Here is a 24,963-nt window from a genome sequence, read left to right as displayed (position 1 = left end):
GAGGTTTTAATATGGCAAAAAGTATTTTATTTAGTGAAGAAGCAAGAAGAGCAATGCAGGCAGGGGTAGATAAGCTTGCTAATACTGTAAAAGTTACACTTGGACCAAAAGGAAGAAACGTTATATTAGATAAAAAATTTGGTTCACCACTTATAACTAATGATGGTGTTACTATAGCTAAAGAAATAGAATTAGAAGATGCATATGAAAATATGGGAGCACAATTAGTTAAAGAAGTTGCTACAAAGACAAATGATGTAGCAGGAGATGGAACTACTACAGCAACATTACTTGCACAAGCAATTATAAGAGAAGGATTAAAGAATGTTACAGCTGGTACTAATCCAATACTTATAAGACAAGGTATAAGAATGGCTGTTAATAAAGCTGTTGAAGAAATAAAGAAAAGTTCAAAAACAGTTAACGGAAAAGAAGATATAGCAAGAGTTGCTGCAATATCAGCTGCTGATGAAGAAATAGGTAAGCTTATAGCCGATGCTATGGAAAAAGTAGGCAACGAAGGTGTTATAACTGTTGAAGAATCAAAAACTATGGGAACTGAATTAGACGTTGTTGAAGGTATGCAGTTTGACAGAGGATATGTAAGCCCATATATGGTTACAGATACAGAAAAGATGGAAGCTAACATAGAAGATGCATATATATTAATTACTGATAAGAAAATATCAAATATTCAGGATATATTACCAGTACTTGAACAAATAGTTCAACAGGGTAAAAAATTATTAATCTTAGGTGAAGATGTAGAAGGAGAAGCATTAGCAACTTTAGTTGTTAATAAGCTAAGAGGAACTTTTACTTGTGTAGCTGTTAAAGCTCCAGGTTTTGGTGACAGAAGAAAAGAAATGCTTCAAGATATAGCTATACTTACTGGTGGAGAAGTAATATCTGAAGAATTAGGAAGAGAATTAAAAGATACTACAATAGAGATGCTTGGAAGAGCTGAATCAGTTAAAATCACTAAAGAAAATACTACAATAGTAAATGGAAAAGGTGATAAGACTGCTATTCATGATAGAGTATCTCAAATAAAGAAACAAATAGAAGAAACTACATCAGACTTTGATAGAGAAAAATTACAGGAAAGACTTGCAAAACTTGCTGGTGGAGTAGCTGTAATCAAAGTTGGTGCTGCAACTGAAACAGAATTAAAGGAAAGAAAATTAAGAATAGAAGATGCACTAGCAGCAACAAAAGCAGCTGTTGAAGAAGGAATCGTTGCTGGTGGTGGAACAGCATATATTAATGCAATTCCAGAAGTAGCAAAACTTACTTCAGATGTTTATGATATAAAAGTAGGTATTGATATAATAACAAAAGCTCTTGAGGAACCAGTAAGACAAATAGCTACAAATGCTGGAGTTGAAGGTTCAGTTATAATTGAAAAAGTTAAAGCTAATGAAGCTGGAGTAGGATATGATGCTTTACATGATACTTATGTAAACATGTTAAAAGTAGGCATAGTTGACCCAACTAAGGTTACAAGATCAGCACTTCAAAATGCTGCATCAGTAGCTTCTACATTCTTAACTACAGAAGCTGCAGTAGCTGATATTCCAGAAAAGAACAATGCCCCAATGCCAGGTGGAGCACCAGGAATGGGAATGGACGGAATGTACTAAAATTAAGTCAAAAATAATGCTCAGATTGTTTATAAACCCAGCACATTTAAAGTGCTGGGTTTAACTTTTACTTTTTATTCCATAAACTTTTATAATCAACATTATCTAAAGATTTTATAATTTTATCAGCAGCATCTTCATAAATGTTTTCAAGAGAAAATAACAAATTTTTCATTTCTTCCCTTGTAGTTTTTTTATCTTCAGGGCAAAGACTTTTTATTACAGGCAAATTTAAATCTTTAACAAGCTTTTCTATTAAAGGTTCTCTTAAATATATCATAGGTCTTATTATACTCATCTTGTTGTCTTCATGATATATATTAGGATGAAAGGCACCCAACTTACCAACCTTTAGCACATTCATAAAGAGAGTTTCTATTACATCATCTGTGTTGTGTCCTAAAGCTATCTTATTAATATTATTAGCTTTTGCAACTCTTACTAAAGCTCCTTTCCTTAATTTAGAGCATAGAGAACAAGGACTTTTTTCTTTTCTCTCTTCAAAAATTACTTCAGCTATATTAGTCTTTTCTATAATTATAGGTATTTCATTTTCATTACAAAAGTTTATTAAAGGTGACATGTCCATTCCAAGCCCCATGTCTATATTAACGCCCATAAGGCTAAAGTCTTTTATATGGGTCTGCTGAATGAGTTTAAGGCAGAAAAGTAGGAATACACTGTCTTTACCTCCAGAGAGCCCTACAGCTACTCTATCGCCGCTTTCAATCATATTGAATTTAGATATAGATTGTATAATTTTTTTTAAAAACATTCTATTGTATTTTCTTTCGAAATTTATCATATGTAAATAAAGCTCCTTTTCATACTAATTCATGTTATTAAGTATATTGTTGTTATTAAAATGCAGTTATATTATACATAATACTAATTATAATAGGAAGCTTTTTAATTTTGAGAGGACAGAGGACAATTGACAGAGGACAGTGAAGGAGGATTTTTCTTCGTTGCACTACGAAAAATCTTTAATTAAATTTTCAACTACTCGTTTCACTAAAGTGAAACATTGCTGACTTATATAAATTTGAAGTTTCTTTTGCGTTAGCAAAACAAGCTTTAAAAATAAATTAGTTTTCTGACATAAGGAAGAAAACTCACCTTCATTGTCCTCTGTCCTTTGTCAATTGTCCTCTTGAGAAAGTTGTGTCACATTATGCTAATATTAAGCTTCAATTTTGTAGAATTTCATTATGAAAACGTATATATATGCCTCAAAACATCTTGATTTTAAAATAAAATAATTGACAAAGGTATAAAAATTGAATAAAATAATGTAAATAGTTCAAATAATATAGATTAATAAGTTGCAATTTTATTAATATATGAAACAAAAGTTTCATTCGACTCATATATCCCCTGGATATGGCAGGGAGTATCTACCGGAAGCCGTAAATTTCCGACTATGAGTGAGGTTATTGTGTATAAACATATTAATTTCACTCTTTGGTGATTTAATGTGTTTTTTTTTACAAAAAATCTAAAAATATTTAATGATTTGTTTATTAATTATTGTTTATAATATAAAAGGGAGTTGATTTAGAATGGGAAAAATTTTAAAACAAGCATATACTTTTGATGATGTACTTTTAGTTCCAAATAAATCAGAGGTGTTGCCAAGAGAGGTTTCTTTGACTACTAATTTGACTAAGAAAATAAAATTAAATATACCACTTATGAGTGCTGGAATGGATACTGTTACTAACTCTAAAATGGCTATAGCTATGGCAAGAGAAGGCGGAATAGGTATTATACATAAGAATATGAGTATAGAAGAGCAGGCCATGGAAGTAGATAGAGTAAAAAGACAGGAAAACGGAGTAATAACTGATCCGTTTTCTCTTTCACCAGATAACAGCATAGAGGATGCATTATCACTTATGAGTAAGTATAGAATATCAGGTGTTCCGATTACTGTAGCTGGAAAACTTGTTGGAATAATAACAAATAGGGATATCGTGTTTGAAACAGATTATTCTAGAAAAATAAGTGAAGTAATGACTAAAGAAAATTTAATAACTGCCCCAGAAGATACTACTATAGAACAAGCAAAGGAACTATTAAAAAATCATAGGATAGAAAAACTTCCATTGGTAGATAAGGACAATAATTTAATAGGACTTATAACTATAAAAGATATTGAAAAAGTTAAAAAATTCCCTAACAGTGCAAAGGATGAAAGAGGAAGACTTTTATGTGGAGCATCAGTAGGAGTTACTGCTGATATGTTAGAACGTGTGGCAGCTTTAGTTAAGGTTGGAGTAGATGTTGTAAATTTAGATACAGCTCATGGACATTCTAAGGGAGTTATGGATTCTGTTAAATTAATAAAGGAAAACTATCCTGATCTTCAAGTTATTGCAGGAAATGTTGCAACAGCGGAAGCAACAAGAGATCTTATTCTTGCAGGAGCAGATTGCGTAAAAGTTGGTATAGGACCTGGTTCTATATGTACTACAAGAGTTGTATCTGGTGTTGGAGTACCTCAGCTTACTGCAGTAATGGATTGTGCAGAGGAAGCAAAGAAATATGGAGTTCCAATTATTGCAGATGGTGGTATAAAATATTCAGGAGATGTAGTAAAAGCATTATCAGCTGGAGCAAAAGTTGCCATGATGGGATCAATGCTTGCTGGATGTGACGAAGCACCAGGAGAAACTGAAATATATCAAGGAAGAAGCTATAAAGTATACAGAGGAATGGGATCATTAGCTGCCATGGCTTGTGGAAGCAAAGATAGATATTTCCAAGAAGGAAATAAGAAATTAGTTCCAGAAGGTGTTGAAGGAAGAGTTCCTTATAAGGGATATGTAGCAGACACTATATTCCAACTTTTAGGTGGAATACGTTCAGGTATGGGATATTTAGGAGCTAGAACTTTAACTGAGTTAGATGAAAATGCTACATTTGTAGTACAGACATCAGCAGGACTTAGAGAAAGTCATCCACATGATATATCAATAACTAAAGAAGCACCAAACTATAGTGTTAATCAATAAAATTTAATAGTTTAGAGTTAAAGTTAAGAATTGTAGCTTACAATTCTTAATTTTAATTAAAATATTTGGAGGTAATTATGCAAAGAGAATTAGTTCTTGTAGTTGACTTTGGTGGTCAATACAATCAAACAATAGCTAGAAGAGTAAGAGAAAATAATGTTTATTGTGAGATAATACCTTATACATATACAATAGATAAAATAAAAGAAAAAAATCCTAAGGGTATAATTTTTACAGGTGGACCTAACAGTGTTTATGGCGAAGGTGCTCCAAGAATAGATAAAGAAATATTTAACTTAGGAGTTCCTGTACTTGGAATATGTTATGGAGAACAGCTTATAGCATATACTTTAGGCGGAAAAGTTGAAAGTCCAGATGTAAGAGAATATGGAAAAGCAAATGTAAAATTAAATAGCAAATCTGCATTATTTGATGGAATGGATGAAGAGCAAAGCTGCTGGATGAGTCATACAGATTATGTGTCTCATGCTCCAGAAGGATTTAATGTAATAGCTACTACAAGCCAGTGTCCTGTAGCTGCTATGGAAAACACTGAGAAGAAAATATATGGAGTTCAATTTCACCCAGAAGTAGAACATACTCCTTTTGGTAAAAAGATGTTTTCAAATTTCCTATTTAAAGTTTGTAACTTAAAGGGAGATTGGTCAATGACTTCTTTTGCAGAAGATCAAATTAAGGCTATAAAAGAGAAGGTTGGAGACAAGAAAGTTATATGTGCTTTATCTGGTGGAGTAGATTCATCAGTTGCAGCAGTACTTGTACATAGAGCTATTGGAAAACAACTTACATGTATATTTGTAGATCATGGTCTTCTTAGAAAGGATGAAGGAGATCAAGTTGAAACAATATTTAAGAAACAATTTGATATGAATTTAATAAGAGTAAATGCTAAAGATAGATTTTTAGGAAAGCTTGCAGGTGTAAGTGACCCTGAAAGAAAGAGAAAGATTATAGGCGAAGAGTTTATAAGAGTCTTTGAAGAAGAAGCAAATAAACTTGGAGAGATAAGTTTCCTTGTTCAAGGAACTATATATCCAGATGTAGTTGAAAGTGGAACTAATACTTCTGCTACAATAAAAAGCCATCATAATGTTGGTGGACTTCCAGAAGACATGCAATTTAAACTAATAGAGCCTTTAAGAGAACTATTTAAGGATGAAGTAAGAGCTGTTGGGGAAGAACTTGGAATTCCTCATAAATTAGTTTGGAGACAGCCTTTCCCAGGACCTGGACTTGCAATAAGAGTTCTTGGAGAAATAACAGAAGAAAAATTGGAAATAACAAGAGAAGCAGATGCTATCTTCAGAGAAGAAATAGCTAATGCAGGATTGGATGAAAAGATATGGCAGTACTTTGCATGCCTACCAAATATTCAATCTGTAGGAGTTATGGGAGATGAAAGAACTTATTGCCATACCATAGCTTTAAGAGCAGTAACATCATCTGATGCAATGACTTCTGAATGGGCTAGAATACCTTATGAAGTTTTAGATATAGTTTCAAGAAGAATTGTTAATGAAGTTCATGGAGTAAACAGAATTGTTTATGACGTAACTTCAAAACCACCTGCTACTATTGAGTGGGAATAAGCTCTAAGAATTGGAAACTATTATAAATAGGCAATTTAAATAACATAAAAAGTGTTTTTGATATTAATTCTTAATTGGAATAATCAAAAACACTTTTTGTGTTTTTTTATTGATTTTAAGAGGCGTCTTAGACGTGCACAGAGGAGAGGTCAAAGGTACTATGATAGTAATAAAAACAAAGTAGGAAGTGCATTATTTTATTAATCTTTCATTATCCTATATTGCGATTTGCTCACTAGTAAAAAAAGTTGTAAAGTAGCAACAAGAAGTGCTAACTTTTATTTTTTAGAAAGAAATGTTTATAATTATGTAATAAATAGAGAAATTAAAATAAATTGTACATTTAATGACACTATTTTGTAAATAATTATAAAAAATGAGTATTACAGAACACTATTTATATAATTTCATAAATCAGAAATAGAGAGAATATAATTTCACGAATAGAAATAAGTCTAATGATAATTTTAAAACCAGTGTATCATTACCAATCAGGAGTTGCAATAAACATATTATACATCTTCAAGTTTCTGATATCTTCTTTTGAAACTTGTAAGAGCTTCTTTAGTTCATTATTTTCTTTTAATGGTTTTTGCGAAAAAAGTATTTTTAATGCTATTGGCATAATTGGTCTTGAAGAAATGCCAAACATTAATCCCCATTTCGTTGGAGAGTCTAAAAAATCAGCTAAAATGCTAATAGTAATTTGTTCAATTGCTGTTGCTTGATTTTTCAGCAAAATATTAGTAAGAACATTATGATGCTCTATAAAACCATAATATGTATTTTCGCATATTTGATAGTTTTCATATTCCTTAAAATTCATATACAACATAACTTTGTAGATATTAGGCTCTACTTCAGATAAGATGTCCATTGCAGAACGAACAATTTTGTTATTTCGACCATCAAAGTAATAAGAATAAAAGTGTGTAGCATTACTAAAAAACTGAGAGCAAAATACTTTGTTTTCCAAAGTAATATTAGGTACTGGCTGACTATATAATAACTGTTCTATATGTATGTTTAGAGCAGCAGCAATATCATATAAAGTAACTATGTCTACAACAATGTCACCTTTCTCATATTTAGATACAGATGCTTTACTCTTGTGAATAATATCAGCTAGTTGCTGCATTGTTATATTTTTACTCTTTCTACAATTTCTTATTTTTTTCCCAATTTCACATGTTAATTCGTTTATCATATTTCCCTCTTTTGTTTCATTAAAATATATTTTTTGTTAATTTGATATAAGATAATTATATTATATCAAATTATAACAATTTTAATGATATTAATCAATTTTAAAGAAAATATTTTTTAATTTTGTTTCTTAAAACGAAATTGTACTGCTTTTGAATTTTATTTTCAAATTTAATATTATGTGTATGTAAATAATAAAGAAAGGAGTTCTTAAAATGAATGTTAATGAACAAGTAATGAAAGACCAAGAAGAAATGATTACAATAAGGCAAATGTTGCATTTAAACCCAGAGCTAAGTAATCAGGAAATTCAGACTACATCATTTATTCGCAGCCGTCTTGAAGAGTATGGCATAGAGATTGAAGACTGTGGATTAAGGACAGGTATTAGCGCGATTATTAGAGGAAGCAAACCAGGTAAAACCATAGCAATAAGAGAAGACATTGATGCACTACCAATTAAAGAAAACACCAACCTTTCATTTTCTTCTATTGTTGATGGTGTAAGTCATGCTTGTGGTCATGATTTGCATATTACAGTATTGCTATATTGCGCTAAGCTGTTAAACGAATACAAATCAGAACTTTCAGGAAATGTACGATTACTGTTTCAACCAGCAGAGGAAAATGGAACTGGTGCACTTGAAATGATAAAGTGTGGATGTATGTCAAGAGAACCCAAGGCTGATTTAATTTTAAGTGTTCATACTAGTCCGGATGTTCCTGCCGGTTGTATAGGAATAAAAAAGGGACCTATCAATGCTGGATTTGATATTGTAAAAATTACTGTAAAAGGTAAAGGTGGGCATGGGGCACATCCTTATAAATGCGTAGATCCGATTGTTGTATCTGGGTATTTAATAACACAGCTTCAAACTATTATTTCAAGGGAAAATCCTGCTGTCAAGCCTGCTGTTTTTACCATAGGAACAATTCATGGTGGTAATGCAACCAATATTATTCCAGATGAAGTAGTAATGACTGGCAATTTACGTTCTTTTTATACTGAATGCCGTGAGCATAACCTAAAAGCAATTCATAGAATTTCTAAATATTGCTGCGAAAGTATGAATGCAACAGCAGAAGTAGAGGTTTTAGATAACAAAATGCCTCCTATATTCAACGATTATGAAATTGTTGAACAGATTATAAAAGCAGCAGAAATGACTATTGGTGAAGAAAATATAGTGTCGCTTGAATTGCCATCACCTGGATCAGATGATTTCTCATGCTATTTAGATTATTGTCCTGGATGCTATTTTATGATAGGAACAGCCAATGAGGATAAGAGAAGTACACAAGGACTGCATAATGCTAGTTCTATATTTGATGAAAATGGAATTTTTACAGGTGTAAAGGTTTTGACTCAATATGTATTAAACACACTAAAAATAACATAAGGAGAAAAACAAATGGATGAAAATAAGAAATTAGGGCTATTTAGCATTATTTTATTAGGTATAAATTCTGTTATTGGAACGGGTATCTTTTTACTTCCAGGAAACGTTTATAAAATATTAGGACCAGGGAGTTTACTTGCATATTTATTGGTGTTGCTATTAGTAATGTCTATGGCGCTTTGTTTTGCGGAGGCTAGTAGTATGTTTCAACGTTCAGGTGGACCTTATTTATATGCTAGAGCAGCTTTTGGGGAATTTATAGGTTTTGAAGTAGGTACAATGAAATGGGTTGTAAGTATTATTGCATGGGCTACAATGGCAGTTGGATTTGTTACCGCACTTGCTAAAATAGTACCTGCTGTTCAAAATACAATGGTTTCCAAAACATTAGTAGCCTGTATCATTTTAGGACTTGGTTTGCTAAATTTATTAGGAGTGAACTTGATGAAATTCTTAAATAATATTGCTACTATTGGAAAACTTGTTCCACTTGTATTGTTTATTGCAGTTGGTTTGTTCTTTTTAAATAAAGGGAATTTTACTCCTTTGTTCCCATATGGACATTCATCTTTCAATATTTCAGAAGCAGTAATTTTGGTGTTCTACGCTTTTACTGGATTTGAAAATATTGGTGTTACGGCAGGAGATATGAAAAATCCTGAAAAGAACATTCCTAAAGCAATTATTATATCTATGACTTTAATATCTATTATTTACTTTTTAGTTCAATTAATTAGTATTGGAACATTAGGAGTAAAACTTCACAATTCGACTACACCGGTAGCTGATGCTATGGCATCTTTTTTAGGAGGAACTGGTGGAATTTTAGTAACAATGGGGACATTAATTTCTATTGCAGGAATAAATATAGCAGCTTCATTTATTACTCCAAGATGTGCAGTTGCATTAGCAGAAGATAATTTGCTTCCAAAATCACTTGCTAAAACAAATAAGAAAAATGCTCCTTATATAGCAGTAATACTGACAGTTGCTTTTTCACTTGTATTAGCTATGAATGGCAGTTTTACTCAATTAGCAGCTATAAGTGTAATTGCACGTTTTAGTCAATACATTCCTACATGCTTATCGGTAATTATTTTACGAAAGAAAAGAAAGGATTTAAAGGCTAATTTTAGAGTTCCTTTCGGCCCTGTTATTCCTATCTTTGCGGTAAGTGCTAGTGCATGGTTGATATTTAATGCTGATAAAATGAAATTAGTTTTTGGACTTGGAGCAATGATTATTCTAATACCGATATACTTTATAATGAAAAATTATAATAAAAAACAAGAAAGGTTGATAGAAAATGAAATATAATTTTGATGAAATAATTGAACGTCGAGGCACAAATTCTATGAATACTGATGGATTCAGAGAATATATCTTTCATGCTGATAATACTATGAAATTTCCATATAAGGATGAAGAGTTTGTTAGAATGTGGATAGCAGACATGGAATTTGCTACTCCAGATGTAATCATTAATGCTATTAAAGAAAGATTAGATAAAAGAATTTTTGGCTACACAAAAATATTTGATCCTGAATATTATAAGGCTTTTGCAAAATGGACTCAAAAAAGATATGATTGGCATTGTGAAAAAAAAGATTTGGTAACTTCTCCTGGAATTATACCTGCACTTTATGAATTAGTTAGTTATATTACTAAAGAGGACGAAAATGTATTAATAATGACACCTTCATATGCATTTTTTAAACATGCTGTTGATTACCATCATAGAAAGCTTGTATGTTCAGATCTAATTAATGAAGATGGATATTACAAAATTGATTTCGATGATCTTGAAAAAAAAGCTAAAGACCCAAAAACTACATTACTTATTTTCTGCAATCCACATAATCCAACAGGACGTATTTGGACAGAGGAAGAATTAAAACAAGTTGGGGAGATTTGTAAAAGAAATAATGTATGGATTATTTCAGATGAGATTCATTGTGATCTAATTCGCACCGATATGAAGCATATACCATTAGCAAAAGTAGTTACTGACTATGATAAAGTTATTACATGCATGTCTCCGAGTAAAACATTTAATATGGCAGGACTAATGTTGGCTAATGTAATAATTCCTAATAAAGAATTATTTGCTAAATGGAAAGATCGCCACTATGATTTCGAAAATCCATTGAGTGTTACAGCAGTACAAGCTGCATATGCATATGGCGAAGGATGGTTAGATGAAATGAAATTATATCTTGATTCAAACTTTGAATTTTTAAAACAATATTTAGCTAAGCATTTATCACTTGCAAAATTCCGTATTCCAGAGGCAACTTATCTTGCTTGGGTAGATATTAGTGCTTATATAGATACAGATCAAAATATTCCATTGTTTTTTGCAAACAATGCTGGAGTCTTATTAGAAGGCGGTAATATGTTTGTACAAAATTCAAATGGATTTATAAGATTAAATTTAGCATGCCCTCGTTCAATTTTACAGATTGGTTTAGATAGAATTACAGCAGCATTAAAAAAGGAGAATGAATAATGAAAAAGATAATTAATACTAAAAACGCACCAGCAGCAATTGGTCCATATGTACAAGGATACGAGACTGAAGATTTAGTTATTACTTCTGGACAATTAGGAATCAATATTAAAACAGGAAAGTTAGCAGAAGGAATTGAGGCTCAAACAAAGGCATCAATGAAAAATGTGGGAGAAATTCTTAAAGAAGCAGGATTAAGCTATAACAACATTATTAAAACAACAATTTTTGTGCAAGATTTATCAGATTTTGCTGTTGTTAATGAAACTTACAGCAAGTATTTTCAAGGTCAATATCCTGCTAGAAGTTGTATACAAGTTGCAAAATTACCTTTAAATGGTCTTGTTGAAATTGAATGTATTGCACTAAAAAAATAGTTTGTGTAATATAGGACTATTAAATATTAGCGATTTTAGAGATTTGTTTACTATAAGAGACTGTTACAAAATGTGACAGTCTTTTTATTACTAACTTATTTAGTAGAATATGGTCCTAGTCTTAAATTTATAAAGTATATAGCGCTTATAGCTATTTTGATTGTGGCTTGAATGATTGATCTAAATACTACAGATGGTTATTTCAGTATTATCATTATGATTTTAAACAATATATCTTGAGTGCATTATTTGGCGGAGGATTATTAGCTACTATAGCATTTTTTACTAAAGAAATCGGATGGAGCGATGCTGAAATATGTTTTTATTCATAGCTATTTCCTAGGATTAAGCTAACAATTATTAGTACTTTCTTTTTATTTATATTTAGTTTTATTGTAGGTATAATATTAATTATTTTAAAAAATTAAATAATCATGAATGTACTAATTCTATTTGGTATAATTATACTTAAATAGAACTAAGGATATTATAAGTTTTTTTATATAAACATATGGAGGAGTTAAATGGAGAAAATTTTGATTGTGGAAGATGATGAAGACATTCGAGATATATTAAAAATATATTTAAAAGCTGAATCCTTTGAAATATGGGAAGCTGAAAATGGTAAGCAAGCTTTTGAAATTCTTGAAGATAAAAAGCCGGATTTAGTTATTTTGGATTTAATGCTGCCGGATATAAATGGGTTAAACATTTGTAAAAGTATACGCACCAAATATAAGTATCCTATAATAATGATCACTGCAAAGACAGCAGATCAAGATAAAATAATAGGTCTTACTTATGGTGCAGATGATTATATTACTAAACCTTTTAATCCTCTAGAAGTTATGGCAAGAGTTAAAGCTCAGCTTAGACGATACAAGGAGTATGGAGAAAACACCAAAGAAGATAGCACCATATATTATAAAGGTTTAATCTTAGACAGAAAAAGTAGACAGGCTAATTTAAATGGCAAGGAGCTAAAGTTGACACCTACAGAATTTAATCTTCTTGAAATATTGCTATTAAATAGAGGGCAGGTTTTAAGTGGAGAAAAGTTGTTTCATTTGCTTAGAGAGGATGAATACTATTCAAAATCCACAAATACAGTAACAGTTCATATTAGAAATTTAAGAGAAAAAATGGAGGAATCTTTTGAACATCCTGAATATATAAAAACTGTATGGGGGGTAGGCTATATCATTGAAGCGTAAAAAATGGGAATGGAATTATTATATTTTAGCTTTTTTAATATTTATAATATTAATGTTCCTCATTGATTTAAAATTTGAAGGATTAGTAGCAGAATATTTTGAAAATCAAATATTATTTGATAGGGAAAAAGTATTGTTTTTAGGAGTAGATCGTTCTAGGGGTATTTTCTACTGGCCAAGGCTTAAAGATATATTAACATTTATAGCTGTTTTGGGTTTTATTCTTTTAGAAATAGTTATTTATTTTACAACAAAATACTCACAAAATAAAGAAAGAAAAATGACAATAGATGAGTTAGAACAACGTATATCTTTATTAATAAAAGGAGAAGTTCCCCAAAAAGCTCAGGAATTAAAAATCATTGATTCAGAAATAAGTAATCTTATGCATGAGAATGACCTTGTAAAGCAGGAAATATCACTAGAGATGAGCAAAAAAAATGACCTTGTAACCTATTTAGCACATGACTTAAAGACTCCGCTTACAAGCATCATTGGGTATCTAACAATTTTAGATGAATCTGAGGTGCCAGAGAATGTGCGCAGGGATTATATTAAAAAACTTTTAAAAAAAGCCTATAGATTGGAAGATTTAACGAATCAGTTTTTTGATATTACTCGCTTTAATCTTCAGGAAATTCCTTTGAATAAAAGTTTATTAGATGCAGATTTTTTTTTAGAACAGTTGACAGAAGAACTATATCCTATGCTTCGTGATAAAAACTTAAAATTTGATATAAATCAGCCTCCTAATACGAAACTTTATGTTGATGGATCACTATTTGCCAGGGTACTTAACAACTTATTAAAGAATGCTATAGCATATAGCCATAAGGATTCTATCATAAAAATAAAGGTCAAAGTTGGAAAATGCAGTACACAGTTATTTGTAGAAAATGATGGTGATGTAATAAGTGAGCAGGAATTAAAACTTATATTTGAAAAGTTTTATAGAAGAGATCAGTCAAGAAGTCAATCAGCTGGAGCGGGACTGGGGCTTGCTATTGCAAGAGAAATTATAGAAAGACATCAAGGATCAATAGAGGCAGAAAGTAAGAATGGACATACTATATTTACTATAACTCTACTTAATGCATAATAAATATGATAAATTTATATATATTTTCCTTAATAAAATCTTTATAATTGCTAAATAATTTATGAATAAACCTTTCTTTTATCTTAGTTATACTTAGGATAAAAGAAAGGTTTTTTATTATATAACCTTCTTAGAGATGGACTAAGAGGTTGTTTTATAATGCATATTTATCAAGTAATTCTTAGACTCAGGTGGAGTTTTCTTATGAGGAATACCTCTCTACATCTGAGTCTTAGAAGAACTTATCCAGGGACGTAGCTGCTCTTTACTCCCACTTGGAGAAAAGCAGATATCCCAAATCTTTGATTTGGTGATAGTCGCTTTCACAGAGTGCGTGGGAGTATTAGAGCAGGTAGTCATCGGATAAATTTTGAGGAGGAAGAAACATGAAGTTAACAATTTACAATCTTTCTAAGGAATTTAAAGATTTAAAAGCTGCTTGTAATATAAATCTTGAATTTACTCCAGGGATTTGGGGACTTTTAGGACCAAATGGTGCAGGGAAAACTACATTAATGAGAATGTTGGTTGGTAATATAAAGCCAAGTAGTGGAAAAATAATGCTTAATGATGTAAATATTAATGAACTTAAAGGTACATATCTAGAGAAAATAGGATATTTGCCTCAGCAATTTGGATATGATAAAAATCAGTCAGTGGAAGATTTTCTTCATTACATTGGAGTTTTAAAAGGTATTAATAGAAAGCTAAGAAATGAGAGAATCAGTGAATTATTAAGTCAATTTAATTTATTGGAAGTTAGAAAGAAAAAGGTGGATAAGCTCTCAGGAGGTATGAAGCGTAGAGTTGGAATATGTCAAGCTATGTTAAATAATCCTGATATTTTAATAGTAGATGAACCTACTGCTGGTTTAGATATAGAAGAGAGAAGAAAATTTCGTCAATATTTAACCACAATAAGTAAAGAAAAAATTGTTATTTTGTCTACACATATTGTTTCAGACATTGAATTTATTGCTAATTACCTTGTACTCATGGAAAAAGGTAAAGTAATTGCAGAGGGAGAAAGTCGTTCTTTAATTGAAACACTTGATGGTAATGTATTTGAAACAGTTGTTCCAGAAAGAGATATGGCAGAGGTGGAAAAAGAATATAGGATTATGAATTTTCGAAATGAAGATAGGGGACAGGTTGCAATTCGTTATATTGCAGATGTTCCTTTGCCAAATAGTAAATTAGTTTCACCTTCTCTTAATGATTTTTATCTTTCAAAAGTGAAGGAGGTATAAAAATGGATGTGTTTTTTCAAGAGTTAAAAAGACAGCTTAGCTTTAAAAGACAGCTGACATATATTTTAATTTCAATTATGCTGGCAGGATTATGGGCGTGGTTTATTGTAGGGGGAGCCACTGAAGATTTTATGCAGACAGGATGTTACAAAGGCTATAAAGGTAAATCGGCAATAGAAGCAGTAGCTAAGGATAGAAACGTTACTGCGGGAGAAATGACTGAAGATAAATTTCAAAGAGGCTGTGATGCGTTACTTCACTCATTAAAGGGTGAGAAAGATAGTGATATTGTGATGAGTAAAGATTTACTGAAACATGCTGTTTATGCTGATATCTTGGTTATGCAGGAGTTAAGACTTAGAAATATGAGAGGAGAATCTACAAAGGATCTTTTACATATTTCTAAGGATGCGGGAAAGCATTTTTATGAAAATGAAGACTTATATTATCGTAATTATATTGATAAAAATTCACATAGCCAAAGTGAAAAGACATTAGCTCTGTCAACTTGGGATAAGGTGAAAAAACCTTATATTTATTACAGTGGATTTAAACAATGGGATGAAGGAATTGGACACATGATGATTTTTTCATTTGTGCTTATGGTTATGGTAGGGATTTTTGCAGGGTCCATTATAGCCAAGGATAAAGAAAATGGAATGGATGAAATTATAAAAGCTACAATGAAAGGTAGAAAAAGTCTTACTGCAGCAAAGATTGTTATCCCCTGGATTATGGCGTCTATTATCTATCTTTGTGGAGTTGGTGTTTATGTAATACTTCTTAGAAATTCATTGCCTCAGGATGCTTTAAATACATCAATACAGGTTTCAGGTAAAAGTTTTTTTCCCTACAATGAAGGAGAATTACTTAAAAATTTATTTGGTTTTGGAGCAGTGGGAATTTTAACTATAGCAAGCTTTGCTACATGGATTTCGTCTATAGTTAAAAAATCATCAAGAGCCATTGAGCTTTGTGTATTGACAATATTAGGGGCCTTTCTTTTCGGTATATTTATCAATATAAACGCTCCTGTTATTGATGGGATTAAGATATTGTTACCAGGAGGCGTAGCATTTTCATATTTAGAATTTGTAGAATTAGGGAAATTTCCTATGACAACAATTTTGGGAAAAGTTTTTTTGATGCCATCAATTTTACTTATGGTGAGCGGAATTACATTCTTACTTAGTACAGTATTCACAGCATTAAACTATAGAAGGAGGTAAAGAGGTGATATATCAAGAATTAAAGCGCCGACTTCTTACAAGGTATGTACTTTTCTCAATAATAGGAATGTTTCTTTTGACCGCTGGATTAAGTTCAGCACTAATAGGAGGAGAAAAAAATCTACATGAAGTGATGAAAGAAGAGGCTATATATTCCGGTGAAATGACTGAAGATAAATTATGGTTGGGACTAAAAAATGTGAGAGATCAAAAATCAGAGGAAATAAAATATCAACCACTTGTAACTTTTATACAGGGTTTAGTGGAGGTTTATCCTGGAATGCTGTACTGTGAAAAAAGAATTCAAGATTACCCTGATGCTTATGCCAAGAATTTTTATGGATGCTGGAGAAAAAAGTCAATTGCACTTATAGAAAAAATCCCTCAAAAGGATCAGGAAAAGGCACTTAAAGAACTGAACAAAGTAAAAACACCATTTGTTAAGTATCCTGGATGTTATCTTTGGAATTTAGGGATTGATAATCTTAAGTTTCCTTATCTAATAATTATCTTTATGGTCACATTTTTTGCAGCATCCACTTATTCTGACAGTATGGAAGATGGTAGTATGGAAATTATTTATGCAACAAAACTAGGAAAAAAAATGATGGCTCTTCGTCTTTTGCCAATTATAATATATGGTCTATTGTTAACATTAGTAGCAACACTTAGTACAGTGTTAATTCTAGGTTCGGTTACAGGATTTCAGACTTTGGAGAGTAGTTTCAAAGTAATGGCACTATTTTCTATAGGGAATTTTACATTAGCAGATACAATAATTTTGATGTTTATAAGTGAATTTTTAGGAGTATTGGCTTTAACGACTATTATGGGATGGGTATCTTACAAAACAGCAAATACAAATTTGGCTATAGCAATAGGAACTGCAATAAATATTTTCTACATAATTATGGCTTTATTTATCAATGTACCATGGAGATTCTCTCAATTTATCTTAAATGCACTTCCAATGGCATCCTCACAGGTGATACGAGAGGTTTATGGATTTCGTTTCGATATGTTGATTTGGAGACCATATGCAGTTATGATGAGTATGGTTGTAGTGTTTATTGTATTTGGTATGTTGCTTAATTACGCAATTTGCAAAGACAAAATGTGATTAAATAATTTTATAAAAGCGTGATTATAAATTAATCATTATTAAAATTATATTGATTAACTTTTTCAAGCATTTGCAATACTTATAAATATTTATAAAAGTTATTTTGGATCTTTTAGATAACGAATATATAGTTATTACTTGCAGTGGAGGTGGAATTCCTGTTATTATAAATGATGAAGGTGTTCCGGCTGTTATTGCATCTTTAGAAAAGTCACCATTAGCTATGAAGGGTGAAAGTAGAATAGTAATAGATTTATAAGTAAAACCTTACATTAGTTAATATAAATATCCCAGTGAAATTATTATTTTAATAATTTCACTGGGTATTATCAATTTATCAGGATCAATATAAATGGAAGCTTAAGGAATTGCAAACACATTTTTTTATTATTTAAGGAGATGATATTATGAAAACAAATAAATTACCTAAATACTTTAAAGAAGTTGATAATGAATTATGGTTTGAGGAATTTGAAGTTGAGAAAAAAAACCTAAAAATTACTTATAAAGTTAAAGAAATTTTTTCTTACAATAAATCTCCATATCAAGAAGTAGCGTTAATTGATACTGCAGCATTTGGTCCATGTCTTGTAATTGATGGGACAATGCAATCTACTTCTGCAGATGGTTTTATATATAATGAAATGATTACTCATATACCAGTACTTACACATAAAAATCCAGAAAATGTTTTGGTAATTGGTGGGGGAGACTGTGGAGCAGTAAGAGAATTGTCAAGATATAAAGAACTTAAAACTATTGATATGGTGGAATTAGATGAAGTAGTATCAAAAGAATGTATAAAATTTCTTCCAGAAATAAGTGGAGGTTCTGATTTTGATAAAAGAATAAACTTTAAATTTGGAGATGGAGTTGAATATGTAAAAAACACTAATAATAAATATGATGTTATTATGGTTGATTCGCCAGATCCAGAAGGGCCTGCTAAGGATTTATTTGGAGAAGAATTTTATAAAAATGTAAAAAAATCATTAAACTCTGATGGTGTAATGGTATGTCAAAGTGAATCTCCAATGCTGCATCGTAATATAATTGAGAATACTAGAAGAATGTTAAAAGATAATTTTAAAATTGTAAAAACATACATAGCTTTTGTTCCAACTTATCCGGGAGGATTGTGGAGTTTTACAATGGCCTCAGATGTTTATGATCCTAGTGATATTAATGCAGATAGATTGCCTAATAACACACGTTATTTAACAAAGGAGATTGTAAAATCTTGTTTTGAACTTCCAAATTTCATAAGTGATTTAAAATAGAATGTTTTTGTATTTAAAATAGTTTTTTACGATTTAAGGGAGGAAGTATAATGGGAAATACAAATAACAAGTTGCGTCTTTATGGATTTAATAATCTAACAAAAGTTCTTAGTTTTAATATTTACGATGTTTGTTATACTCGAAATGAAGAAGAACAAAAAAAATATATTGAGTATATAGATGAACAATATAATTCAGATAGACTTACAGAGATTTTGAAGAAAGTAACAGAAATTATTGGAGCTAATGTTTTGAATGTAGCTAAACAAGATTATGATCCACAGGGAGCCAGTGTAACTTTACTAATTTCAGAAGAAGAAGTACCATTATACATTTTGGATGAATCCTGCAATCAAGGGGTACTGACACCTATTCGAAAAAATATTGTTGCTCATCTTGATAAAAGTCATGTGACCGTGCATACATATCCAGAGAGTCATCCGAGAAATGAGGTATCTACTTTTCGTGTTGATATAGATGTTGCTACATGTGGACAAATTTCTCCTTTAAAAGCATTAAATTTTTTAATTAGCAGCTTTGACTCGGATGTGATTACAATAGACTATAGAGTTAGAGGATTTACACGGGATGTTAATGGGAGAAAGCACTTTATTGATCACAATATTGATTCTATTCAAAATTTTATTAGTAAGGATATTATTGATAATTATCATCTTATAGATATGAATATTTATCAATCTAATATTTTTCATACAAAAATGAGAATTAGTAATTTGGATCTTCAAAATTATCTATTTGATTCAAGTAGTGAATGTAAATCAATGAAAGAAAAGAAAAAAATCAGAGAGAAATTAGAAAATGAAATAAATGAAATTTTTTATGGAATTAATATTGAAAATTAATAATTGTATTACTTAATTTTTTATTAGTATTACATTTTGTATACCTGAGTTTTCAAACCTAGAGACTTATCTCTAGGTTTTTAATATACTACAAATTAGTGTTGAAAATAGTGATTTATATCAGTGTAAATAAAATCTGAATCTTTTTAAACATGGGAAGCAGAAAATGGTAAAGAGAAAATGTGATTAAATGCTTTTATAAAATTTAGATTACTAGGTTACATTTTATAAAAGCATGATTATAAATTGATTATATAGACCAGAATTATAAAGAAACTTTTAATTTAGTCCATAGAAAAGGAGAAAATATGTTTATACTAGATTTGATTTTTGTAATGATTATTGGTCTTATGATAGGAAGTTTTCTTAATGTATGTATTTATAGAATACCTAGAGGAGAATCAATAGCGTATCCTCCATCTCATTGTACTGATTGCGGGAGGAAAATAAAGTGGTATGATTTAATTCCTATTTTTAGCTATATATTATTAAAGGGAAAGTGTAGATACTGTTGTGAAAAGATATCCATTAGATACCCTATTATAGAATTTGTAACAGGAATTTTATTTTTGTTAACTTACTTAGAATATGGTCCTAGTATTCAATTTGTAAAGTATGTAGTTCTTATAGCTATTTTGATTGTAGTTGGAATGATTGATCTAAATACTACAGATGTGTATTTTAGCACTAGTATTATAGGAATAGTATTTGGAATTATATTTATATTAGTAGGTGCTTATTGTCATGATGATTTTAAACAATATATTTTTGGTGCATTATTTGGTGGTGGAGTAATAGCTTCTATAGCACTTTTTACTAAAGCCATGGGATTAGGTGATGCTGAAATATGTTTTTACTCAGGACTGTTTCTTGGGATCAAGCTAACAGTTATAAGCATTTATTTTTCATTCATATTTGGCTCCATTATAACTTTACTATTAATTATTTTAAAGAAAAAGGAAAAAAAGGATTACATTGCATTTGGTCCATTTATTGCATTAGCTTCAATCTTTACTATGTTTTTGGGAAACAAAGTACTAATGTGGTATTTTCAAAATATGATATATTAAAAAGTGCATAATAGGAAAATATTTACAAATAGTTTTTAAAAAATAAATATTTAGTACACAATTGAGTTATAAAATAATTAATGTCCTAAGTTAAACAGCTTAGAGAAATAAAAGCTAGCTTTTTTTAATAGGCATTAGTTATATTACTAATGCCTAATTCCATTAAAAAAGATTATTAATATATTTGAATTTTTAAGCACTAAAACTGCATTGATTTAGGCCATTTATGTGATATAATAATAAAAAAATGTAAATTAAATTTGTAGTATAATTCAAAGTAAAAAAATATTAAATTGGGGGAGTTATTTATGATAAAAATTACTAACGGCACAGATATAGATTTAGATGCTCTAGAGATAAAAGATGTTATTGATATTGATTTACTTCAAAAATTTCAAGATAATTTTGCAGAAAGCATGGATATTGCCAGTGTAACTGTAGATATCAATGGAAAACCAGTGACTAGGCCAAGCTCCTATACAGATTTTTGTATGAAATTTACACATTCTACTAAAGTAGGCGATGACAGGTGTGCTGAATCTCATAGAAGAGGTGGAGAGGAAGCTACAAGAACAGGAAGACCATATATTTATACTTGTCATGCAGGATTAATTGATTTTGCTGCACCTATATTAATAGATGGTAAGCAAATAGGAACAATTTTAGGTGGACAAATATTAAACTCTTCCCCAGATGAATCTAAGTTTAGAAAAACTGCAAATGAAATAGGGGTTAGCGAAAATGGATATGTGGAAGCAGTAAATAAGGTAAAGATTACTACTGAAAAAAGTGTAAGAGCAGCTGCAGAAGTACTATACATAATTGCTAATGCACTTTCTAAAATAGGTTATGAAGAATTAAAAATTAAAGACATGTCTCAAGTGCTTTCAGATAATTTTAATCAAATTTCAGCAACCATGGAAGAGTTATCAGCATCCTCAATTAATGTTACTAATAACCAGCATACCTTAAGTGAAGAAATAGTTAATGTAAAAAATATATCTATGGAAATTAATACAATACTTGATTCAATAAAAAGTATAGCAGACCAAACAAAAATGCTTGGTTTAAATGCTGCTATAGAAGCAGCTAGAGCTGGTGAAGTTGGAAGGGGTTTTAATGTTGTTGCAACAGAAATAAGAAGTTTATCTCAAAATTCTAAAGAAACAGCTTTAAAAATATCAGAACTTACAAACAAGATAGAGAATTCCGTAGATAAAACTATAGAATCATCTGGTGCTACATTGGAAACCACAGAACAACAATCTGCTGCAATTCAAGAAGTTACTGCAAATTTACAGCAGGTCACAGAGCTTATAGATAAATTAAATAGATTAGCAAATTCTAATAAGTAAAAGTAAGCGATTGGTATGTAAAAAATGATCATACCAATCATTTTATTTTGGTTAGAAATTTTTTTTATAACAAATAATATCAAATGAAAATAAAAATTATAAGTAAATGTTTACATTTTCATTTTTATGAAAAATATGTATTTACTAACTTGATTTATATAAATAAATAGAATAGAATTTCAATAGAACTAATTAATAAGGATTTGGAGGGAAGAAAATGTCAAAAAATTTAACTTTAGATTTAAGTAAAACTATGCCTTATTTACAAGAACATGAAATACAAAGTTTACAACCTCTTGTAAACTCAGCACATAAAATGCTTCATGAAGGAACTGGTGCTGGTAGTGATTTTTTAGGGTGGGTAGATCTTCCTGTAAATTATGATAAAGAAGAATTTGAAAGAATAAAAAAAGCAGCTGAAAAAATTAGAAAAGATTCTGATGCTCTTATAGTTATAGGAATTGGTGGATCATATTTAGGTGCTAGAGCTGCAATAGAAATGCTTTCACATACTTTTAGTGCTAGCATATCAAAGGATAAGAGAAAAAGTCCTGCTATATTTTATGTAGGAAATAATATAAGTTCAACTTATATGGCTGATTTATTAGAAGCTATAGAAGGTATGGATATATCTGTTAATGTTATATCAAAATCAGGAACAACTACTGAACCAGCTATAGCTTTTAGAATATTTAAAGATTTATTGGAGAAGAAATATGGCAAGGAGGGAGCTAGAGAAAGAATATTTGCTACTACTGATAAAGCAAAGGGAGCATTAAAAACTTTAGCTGATGCAGAGGGATATGAGACATTTGTAATTCCTGATAATGTAGGCGGCAGATTTTCTGTTTTAACTCCAGTAGGATTACTTCCAATAGCTGCAGCAGGAATAAATATAGATGAAATGATGCAAGGTGCTGCTGATGCAAGAGAACAATATAGCTCATCAGATTTAAATAAAAATACTGCATATAAGTATGCAGCTGCTAGAAATGCTCTATATGCAAAGGGTAAAACTACAGAGATGTTGGTAAACTTTGAGCCTTGTTTACATTACTTTGGAGAATGGTGGAAACAATTATTTGGAGAAAGCGAAGGCAAAGACAATAAAGGAATATTCCCAGCAGCAGCAGATTTTTCAACAGATTTGCATTCTATGGGACAATACATTCAAGAAGGTTTGAGAGTTTTAACAGAAACATTTATAAACGTTGAAAAGCCAAGAAAAAATGTAATTATAGAAGAGAATAAGGATAATTTAGATGGATTAAACTTTCTAGCAAAGAAATCCATGGACTTTGTAAATCAACAAGCATTTAGGGGAACTATTTTAGCTCATAGTGACGGAAATGTTCCAGCTATGGTTGTAAATGTTCCAGAATTAACACCATATTATTTTGGAAATATGGTATATTTCTTTGAAAAAGCTTGTGGTATTAGTGGATATTTATTAGGAGTAAATCCATTTAATCAACCTGGTGTTGAAGCATATAAGAAAAATATGTTTGCCCTTCTTGGAAAACCAGGATATGAGGACATGAAGGCTGAATTAGAGCAAAGACTTTAATTTACATAGTAAAAAAATATTGAGAAGCAATATTTTTTAGAGGACAGAGGACAATTGACAGAGGACAATGAAGGAGGATTTTTCTCCGTTACACTACGAAAAATCTTTAATTTTAAAAGAAGTTCACGTTTTTGTTTATAATAAGTACTTTTTCAGTAAACAATTATCTGAAAATCATAGATTTTAGCTGTCTGCTTAAGCGATATTTTGCTTTAGCAAAACAAGCATAAAAATAAATTAGTTTTCTGACGTAAGGAGGAAAACTCACCTTCATTGTCCTCTGTCCTCTGTCAAATGTCCTCTGAAAAAGTTGCTTTGCAATATGCTTAGATTGTAAGTTTGTAGTTGATTAAAAAGGAGCATTATATGAGAATAATAGTAGATGCAGATGCATGTCCAGGAAGACATATTATTGAGAAAGCAGCTAAAGAAAATAGCATAGATGTGATTATGTATTGTGATATATCCCATGTAATAACTAGTGACTATAGCACTGTAAAATATGTAGATAAGGGATTTCAAAGTGTGGATGTAGCATTAACAAATGCTGCTAAAAAGTATGATATTATAGTTACGCAGGATTATGGTGTGGCAGCTATGGCTCTTGGAAAGAAAGCCTATGCAATAAGTCCTAAAGGTTATATTTATGATGATAGCAATATAGATAAGCTTTTGTTTGAAAGGCATATATCAGCTAAAGTAAGACGTAGTGGAGGAAAAACTTCAAGTCCTAAAAAAAGGACAAGAGAAGATGATGAAAGGCTTTATAAAAACTTAATTAGGTTAATAAAGGATAATTTAGAAGAAGGAACTTGGTAAACATGTTATTTATTAAGTTCCTTCTTGAATTTTAATCAAAAGGTTTAACATCATTCATATCTACATTATTTTGGGGCCCTTCAGGAAAAATAAGACCATTAGTAGTTCTTTCAATAATAGGATAGCCTTCTTCAGACACACCAGTATCTATAGTGTCTTTTTTGTAAGCGTAATTTGGATCATATTTACTTATTTTATCCATAGTATCACTCTCCTTTAAAATATATTTACCCAAATATCATTAAATATAACTAAATTATTGAGATATAAAATCAATAAAACACTATTACAAAATATGGAATTATAGTATAATATAAATTAAATATGTTATC

General features: G+C 30.4%; 22 protein-coding genes and 1 riboswitch. Of the genes, 19 read left to right on the top strand and 3 right to left on the bottom strand.

Annotation, left to right across the window (positions count from 1 at the left end; all coding sequences use genetic code 11):
• The first annotated feature begins 11 nt into the window (after positions 1–11).
• Positions 12–1,643, top strand: coding sequence for a chaperonin GroEL (gene groL / locus Ccar_RS18580; RefSeq protein ID WP_007061535.1), 1,632 nt, complete (start codon positions 12–14; stop codon positions 1,641–1,643).
• A gap of 67 nt (positions 1,644–1,710) precedes the next feature.
• Here the strand turns inward: groL and Ccar_RS18575 are convergent, their stop codons facing one another.
• Positions 1,711–2,448, bottom strand: a complete 738-nt coding sequence (locus tag Ccar_RS18575) for a tRNA 2-thiocytidine biosynthesis TtcA family protein (protein WP_007061536.1) — start codon at positions 2,446–2,448, stop codon at positions 1,711–1,713.
• Positions 2,449–2,989: 541 nt separating this feature from the next.
• A riboswitch (purine riboswitch) is annotated at positions 2,990–3,087 on the top strand.
• A gap of 118 nt (positions 3,088–3,205) precedes the next feature.
• On the opposite strand from Ccar_RS18575, the gene guaB reads away from it, so the two are divergent.
• Together guaB and guaA are read left to right on the top strand one after the other, a co-directional pair.
• On the top strand, positions 3,206–4,660 hold the full coding sequence (guaB, locus tag Ccar_RS18570) for an IMP dehydrogenase (RefSeq protein ID WP_007062245.1): 1,455 nt from the start codon (positions 3,206–3,208) through the stop codon (positions 4,658–4,660).
• A gap of 77 nt (positions 4,661–4,737) precedes the next feature.
• Entirely contained in the window at positions 4,738–6,270 is a 1,533-nt protein-coding gene (gene guaA, locus Ccar_RS18565) for a glutamine-hydrolyzing GMP synthase (protein WP_007062246.1), read from the top strand.
• A 484-nt stretch (positions 6,271–6,754) separates the two neighbouring features.
• Here the strand turns inward: guaA and Ccar_RS18560 are convergent, their stop codons facing one another.
• Positions 6,755–7,477: a helix-turn-helix domain-containing protein gene (locus Ccar_RS18560; protein ID WP_007062247.1), complete on the bottom strand. Its 723-nt coding sequence runs from the start codon at positions 7,475–7,477 to the stop codon at positions 6,755–6,757.
• A gap of 214 nt (positions 7,478–7,691) precedes the next feature.
• Here Ccar_RS18560 and Ccar_RS18555 point away from each other — a divergent pair, with 214 nt between their 5' ends.
• The 16 genes from Ccar_RS18555 (at position 7,692) to Ccar_RS18485 (ending at position 24,631) form a co-directional block, all read left to right on the top strand.
• Entirely contained in the window at positions 7,692–8,876 is a 1,185-nt protein-coding gene (locus tag Ccar_RS18555) for a M20 metallopeptidase family protein (RefSeq protein ID WP_007062248.1), read from the top strand.
• Between the two features lie 12 nt (positions 8,877–8,888).
• Entirely contained in the window at positions 8,889–10,193 is a 1,305-nt protein-coding gene (locus Ccar_RS18550) for an APC family permease (RefSeq protein ID WP_007062249.1), read from the top strand.
• Positions 10,183–11,385, top strand: a complete 1,203-nt coding sequence (locus tag Ccar_RS18545) for a MalY/PatB family protein (RefSeq protein ID WP_007064372.1) — start codon at positions 10,183–10,185, stop codon at positions 11,383–11,385. Before Ccar_RS18550 ends, Ccar_RS18545 begins: the two co-directional genes overlap by 11 nt.
• Positions 11,385–11,762 carry a RidA family protein gene (locus tag Ccar_RS18540; RefSeq protein WP_007062252.1) on the top strand — a complete coding sequence of 126 codons (378 nt, stop codon included), beginning with the start codon at positions 11,385–11,387 and terminating at the stop codon, positions 11,760–11,762. Before Ccar_RS18545 ends, Ccar_RS18540 begins: the two co-directional genes overlap by 1 nt.
• A 524-nt stretch (positions 11,763–12,286) precedes the next feature.
• Positions 12,287–12,976, top strand: coding sequence for a response regulator transcription factor (locus Ccar_RS18535; protein WP_007062253.1), 690 nt, complete (start codon positions 12,287–12,289; stop codon positions 12,974–12,976).
• Positions 12,966–14,075 (top strand): sensor histidine kinase, encoded by a 1,110-nt coding sequence (locus Ccar_RS18530; protein WP_007062254.1) that lies wholly within the window; start codon positions 12,966–12,968, stop codon positions 14,073–14,075. Before Ccar_RS18535 ends, Ccar_RS18530 begins: the two co-directional genes overlap by 11 nt.
• Positions 14,076–14,461: 386 nt before the next feature.
• Positions 14,462–15,325 carry an ATP-binding cassette domain-containing protein gene (locus tag Ccar_RS18525; RefSeq protein ID WP_007062255.1) on the top strand — a complete coding sequence of 288 codons (864 nt, stop codon included), beginning with the start codon at positions 14,462–14,464 and terminating at the stop codon, positions 15,323–15,325.
• Between the two features lie 2 nt (positions 15,326–15,327).
• Positions 15,328–16,554: an ABC transporter permease gene (locus Ccar_RS18520; protein WP_007062256.1), complete on the top strand. Its 1,227-nt coding sequence runs from the start codon at positions 15,328–15,330 to the stop codon at positions 16,552–16,554.
• Between the two features lie 4 nt (positions 16,555–16,558).
• Entirely contained in the window at positions 16,559–17,674 is a 1,116-nt protein-coding gene (locus tag Ccar_RS18515) for a hypothetical protein (RefSeq protein ID WP_007062257.1), read from the top strand.
• 106 nt (positions 17,675–17,780) lie between these two features.
• Positions 17,781–17,936, top strand: coding sequence for a hypothetical protein (locus Ccar_RS27110; protein ID WP_007062258.1), 156 nt, complete (start codon positions 17,781–17,783; stop codon positions 17,934–17,936).
• 148 nt (positions 17,937–18,084) lie between these two features.
• Positions 18,085–18,957: a polyamine aminopropyltransferase gene (speE, locus tag Ccar_RS18510; protein ID WP_007062259.1), complete on the top strand. Its 873-nt coding sequence runs from the start codon at positions 18,085–18,087 to the stop codon at positions 18,955–18,957.
• Positions 18,958–19,004: 47 nt separating this feature from the next.
• On the top strand, positions 19,005–19,820 hold the full coding sequence (gene speD, locus Ccar_RS18505; RefSeq protein WP_416100836.1) for an adenosylmethionine decarboxylase: 816 nt from the start codon (positions 19,005–19,007) through the stop codon (positions 19,818–19,820).
• Between the two features lie 308 nt (positions 19,821–20,128).
• Entirely contained in the window at positions 20,129–20,890 is a 762-nt protein-coding gene (locus Ccar_RS18500) for a prepilin peptidase (RefSeq protein WP_007062261.1), read from the top strand.
• Positions 20,891–21,198: 308 nt separating this feature from the next.
• Positions 21,199–22,245 carry a PocR ligand-binding domain-containing protein gene (locus Ccar_RS18495; RefSeq protein ID WP_007062262.1) on the top strand — a complete coding sequence of 349 codons (1,047 nt, stop codon included), beginning with the start codon at positions 21,199–21,201 and terminating at the stop codon, positions 22,243–22,245.
• A 217-nt stretch (positions 22,246–22,462) separates the two neighbouring features.
• The gene (locus tag Ccar_RS18490; RefSeq protein ID WP_007062263.1) at positions 22,463–23,812 is read left to right on the top strand and encodes a glucose-6-phosphate isomerase; all 1,350 of its coding nucleotides are present in this window, start codon (positions 22,463–22,465) and stop codon (positions 23,810–23,812) included.
• 366 nt (positions 23,813–24,178) lie between these two features.
• Positions 24,179–24,631 carry a YaiI/YqxD family protein gene (locus Ccar_RS18485; protein WP_007062264.1) on the top strand — a complete coding sequence of 151 codons (453 nt, stop codon included), beginning with the start codon at positions 24,179–24,181 and terminating at the stop codon, positions 24,629–24,631.
• 31 nt (positions 24,632–24,662) lie between these two features.
• On the opposite strand, the gene Ccar_RS27105 is transcribed toward Ccar_RS18485, so the two are convergent.
• Complete coding sequence (locus Ccar_RS27105) at positions 24,663–24,833, bottom strand: hypothetical protein (protein ID WP_007062265.1); 171 nt, start codon at positions 24,831–24,833, stop codon at positions 24,663–24,665.
• Between the last annotated feature and the right edge of the window lie 130 nt (positions 24,834–24,963).

The sequence above is a fragment of the Clostridium carboxidivorans P7 genome (assembly GCF_001038625.1).
GTDB classification, from domain to species: Bacteria; Bacillota; Clostridia; order Clostridiales; family Clostridiaceae; genus Clostridium_AM; species Clostridium_AM carboxidivorans.
The sequence above is the reverse complement of the archived record's forward strand: the minus strand, read 5'-3'. Positions and strand labels throughout refer to the sequence as shown.

Excerpts from the sequence above, each read along its gene's own strand:
- groL (WP_007061535.1), top strand. The coding sequence starts at position 12 with ATGGCAAAAAGTATTTTATTTAGTGAAGAAGCAAGAAGAGCAATGCAG.
- Ccar_RS18575 (WP_007061536.1), bottom strand. The coding sequence starts at position 2,448 with ATGATAAATTTCGAAAGAAAATACAATAGAATGTTTTTAAAAAAAATT.
- guaB (WP_007062245.1), top strand. The coding sequence starts at position 3,206 with ATGGGAAAAATTTTAAAACAAGCATATACTTTTGATGATGTACTTTTA.
- guaA (WP_007062246.1), top strand. The coding sequence starts at position 4,738 with ATGCAAAGAGAATTAGTTCTTGTAGTTGACTTTGGTGGTCAATACAAT.
- Ccar_RS18560 (WP_007062247.1), bottom strand. The coding sequence starts at position 7,477 with ATGATAAACGAATTAACATGTGAAATTGGGAAAAAAATAAGAAATTGT.
- Ccar_RS18555 (WP_007062248.1), top strand. The coding sequence starts at position 7,692 with ATGAATGTTAATGAACAAGTAATGAAAGACCAAGAAGAAATGATTACA.
- Ccar_RS18550 (WP_007062249.1), top strand. The coding sequence starts at position 8,889 with ATGGATGAAAATAAGAAATTAGGGCTATTTAGCATTATTTTATTAGGT.
- Ccar_RS18545 (WP_007064372.1), top strand. The coding sequence starts at position 10,183 with ATGAAATATAATTTTGATGAAATAATTGAACGTCGAGGCACAAATTCT.
- Ccar_RS18540 (WP_007062252.1), top strand. The coding sequence starts at position 11,385 with ATGAAAAAGATAATTAATACTAAAAACGCACCAGCAGCAATTGGTCCA.
- Ccar_RS18535 (WP_007062253.1), top strand. The coding sequence starts at position 12,287 with ATGGAGAAAATTTTGATTGTGGAAGATGATGAAGACATTCGAGATATA.
- Ccar_RS18525 (WP_007062255.1), top strand. The coding sequence starts at position 14,462 with ATGAAGTTAACAATTTACAATCTTTCTAAGGAATTTAAAGATTTAAAA.
- Ccar_RS18520 (WP_007062256.1), top strand. The coding sequence starts at position 15,328 with ATGGATGTGTTTTTTCAAGAGTTAAAAAGACAGCTTAGCTTTAAAAGA.
- speE (WP_007062259.1), top strand. The coding sequence starts at position 18,085 with ATGAAAACAAATAAATTACCTAAATACTTTAAAGAAGTTGATAATGAA.
- Ccar_RS18500 (WP_007062261.1), top strand. The coding sequence starts at position 20,129 with ATGTTTATACTAGATTTGATTTTTGTAATGATTATTGGTCTTATGATA.
- Ccar_RS18495 (WP_007062262.1), top strand. The coding sequence starts at position 21,199 with ATGATAAAAATTACTAACGGCACAGATATAGATTTAGATGCTCTAGAG.
- Ccar_RS18490 (WP_007062263.1), top strand. The coding sequence starts at position 22,463 with ATGTCAAAAAATTTAACTTTAGATTTAAGTAAAACTATGCCTTATTTA.
- Ccar_RS18485 (WP_007062264.1), top strand. The coding sequence starts at position 24,179 with ATGAGAATAATAGTAGATGCAGATGCATGTCCAGGAAGACATATTATT.
- Ccar_RS27105 (WP_007062265.1), bottom strand. The coding sequence starts at position 24,833 with ATGGATAAAATAAGTAAATATGATCCAAATTACGCTTACAAAAAAGAC.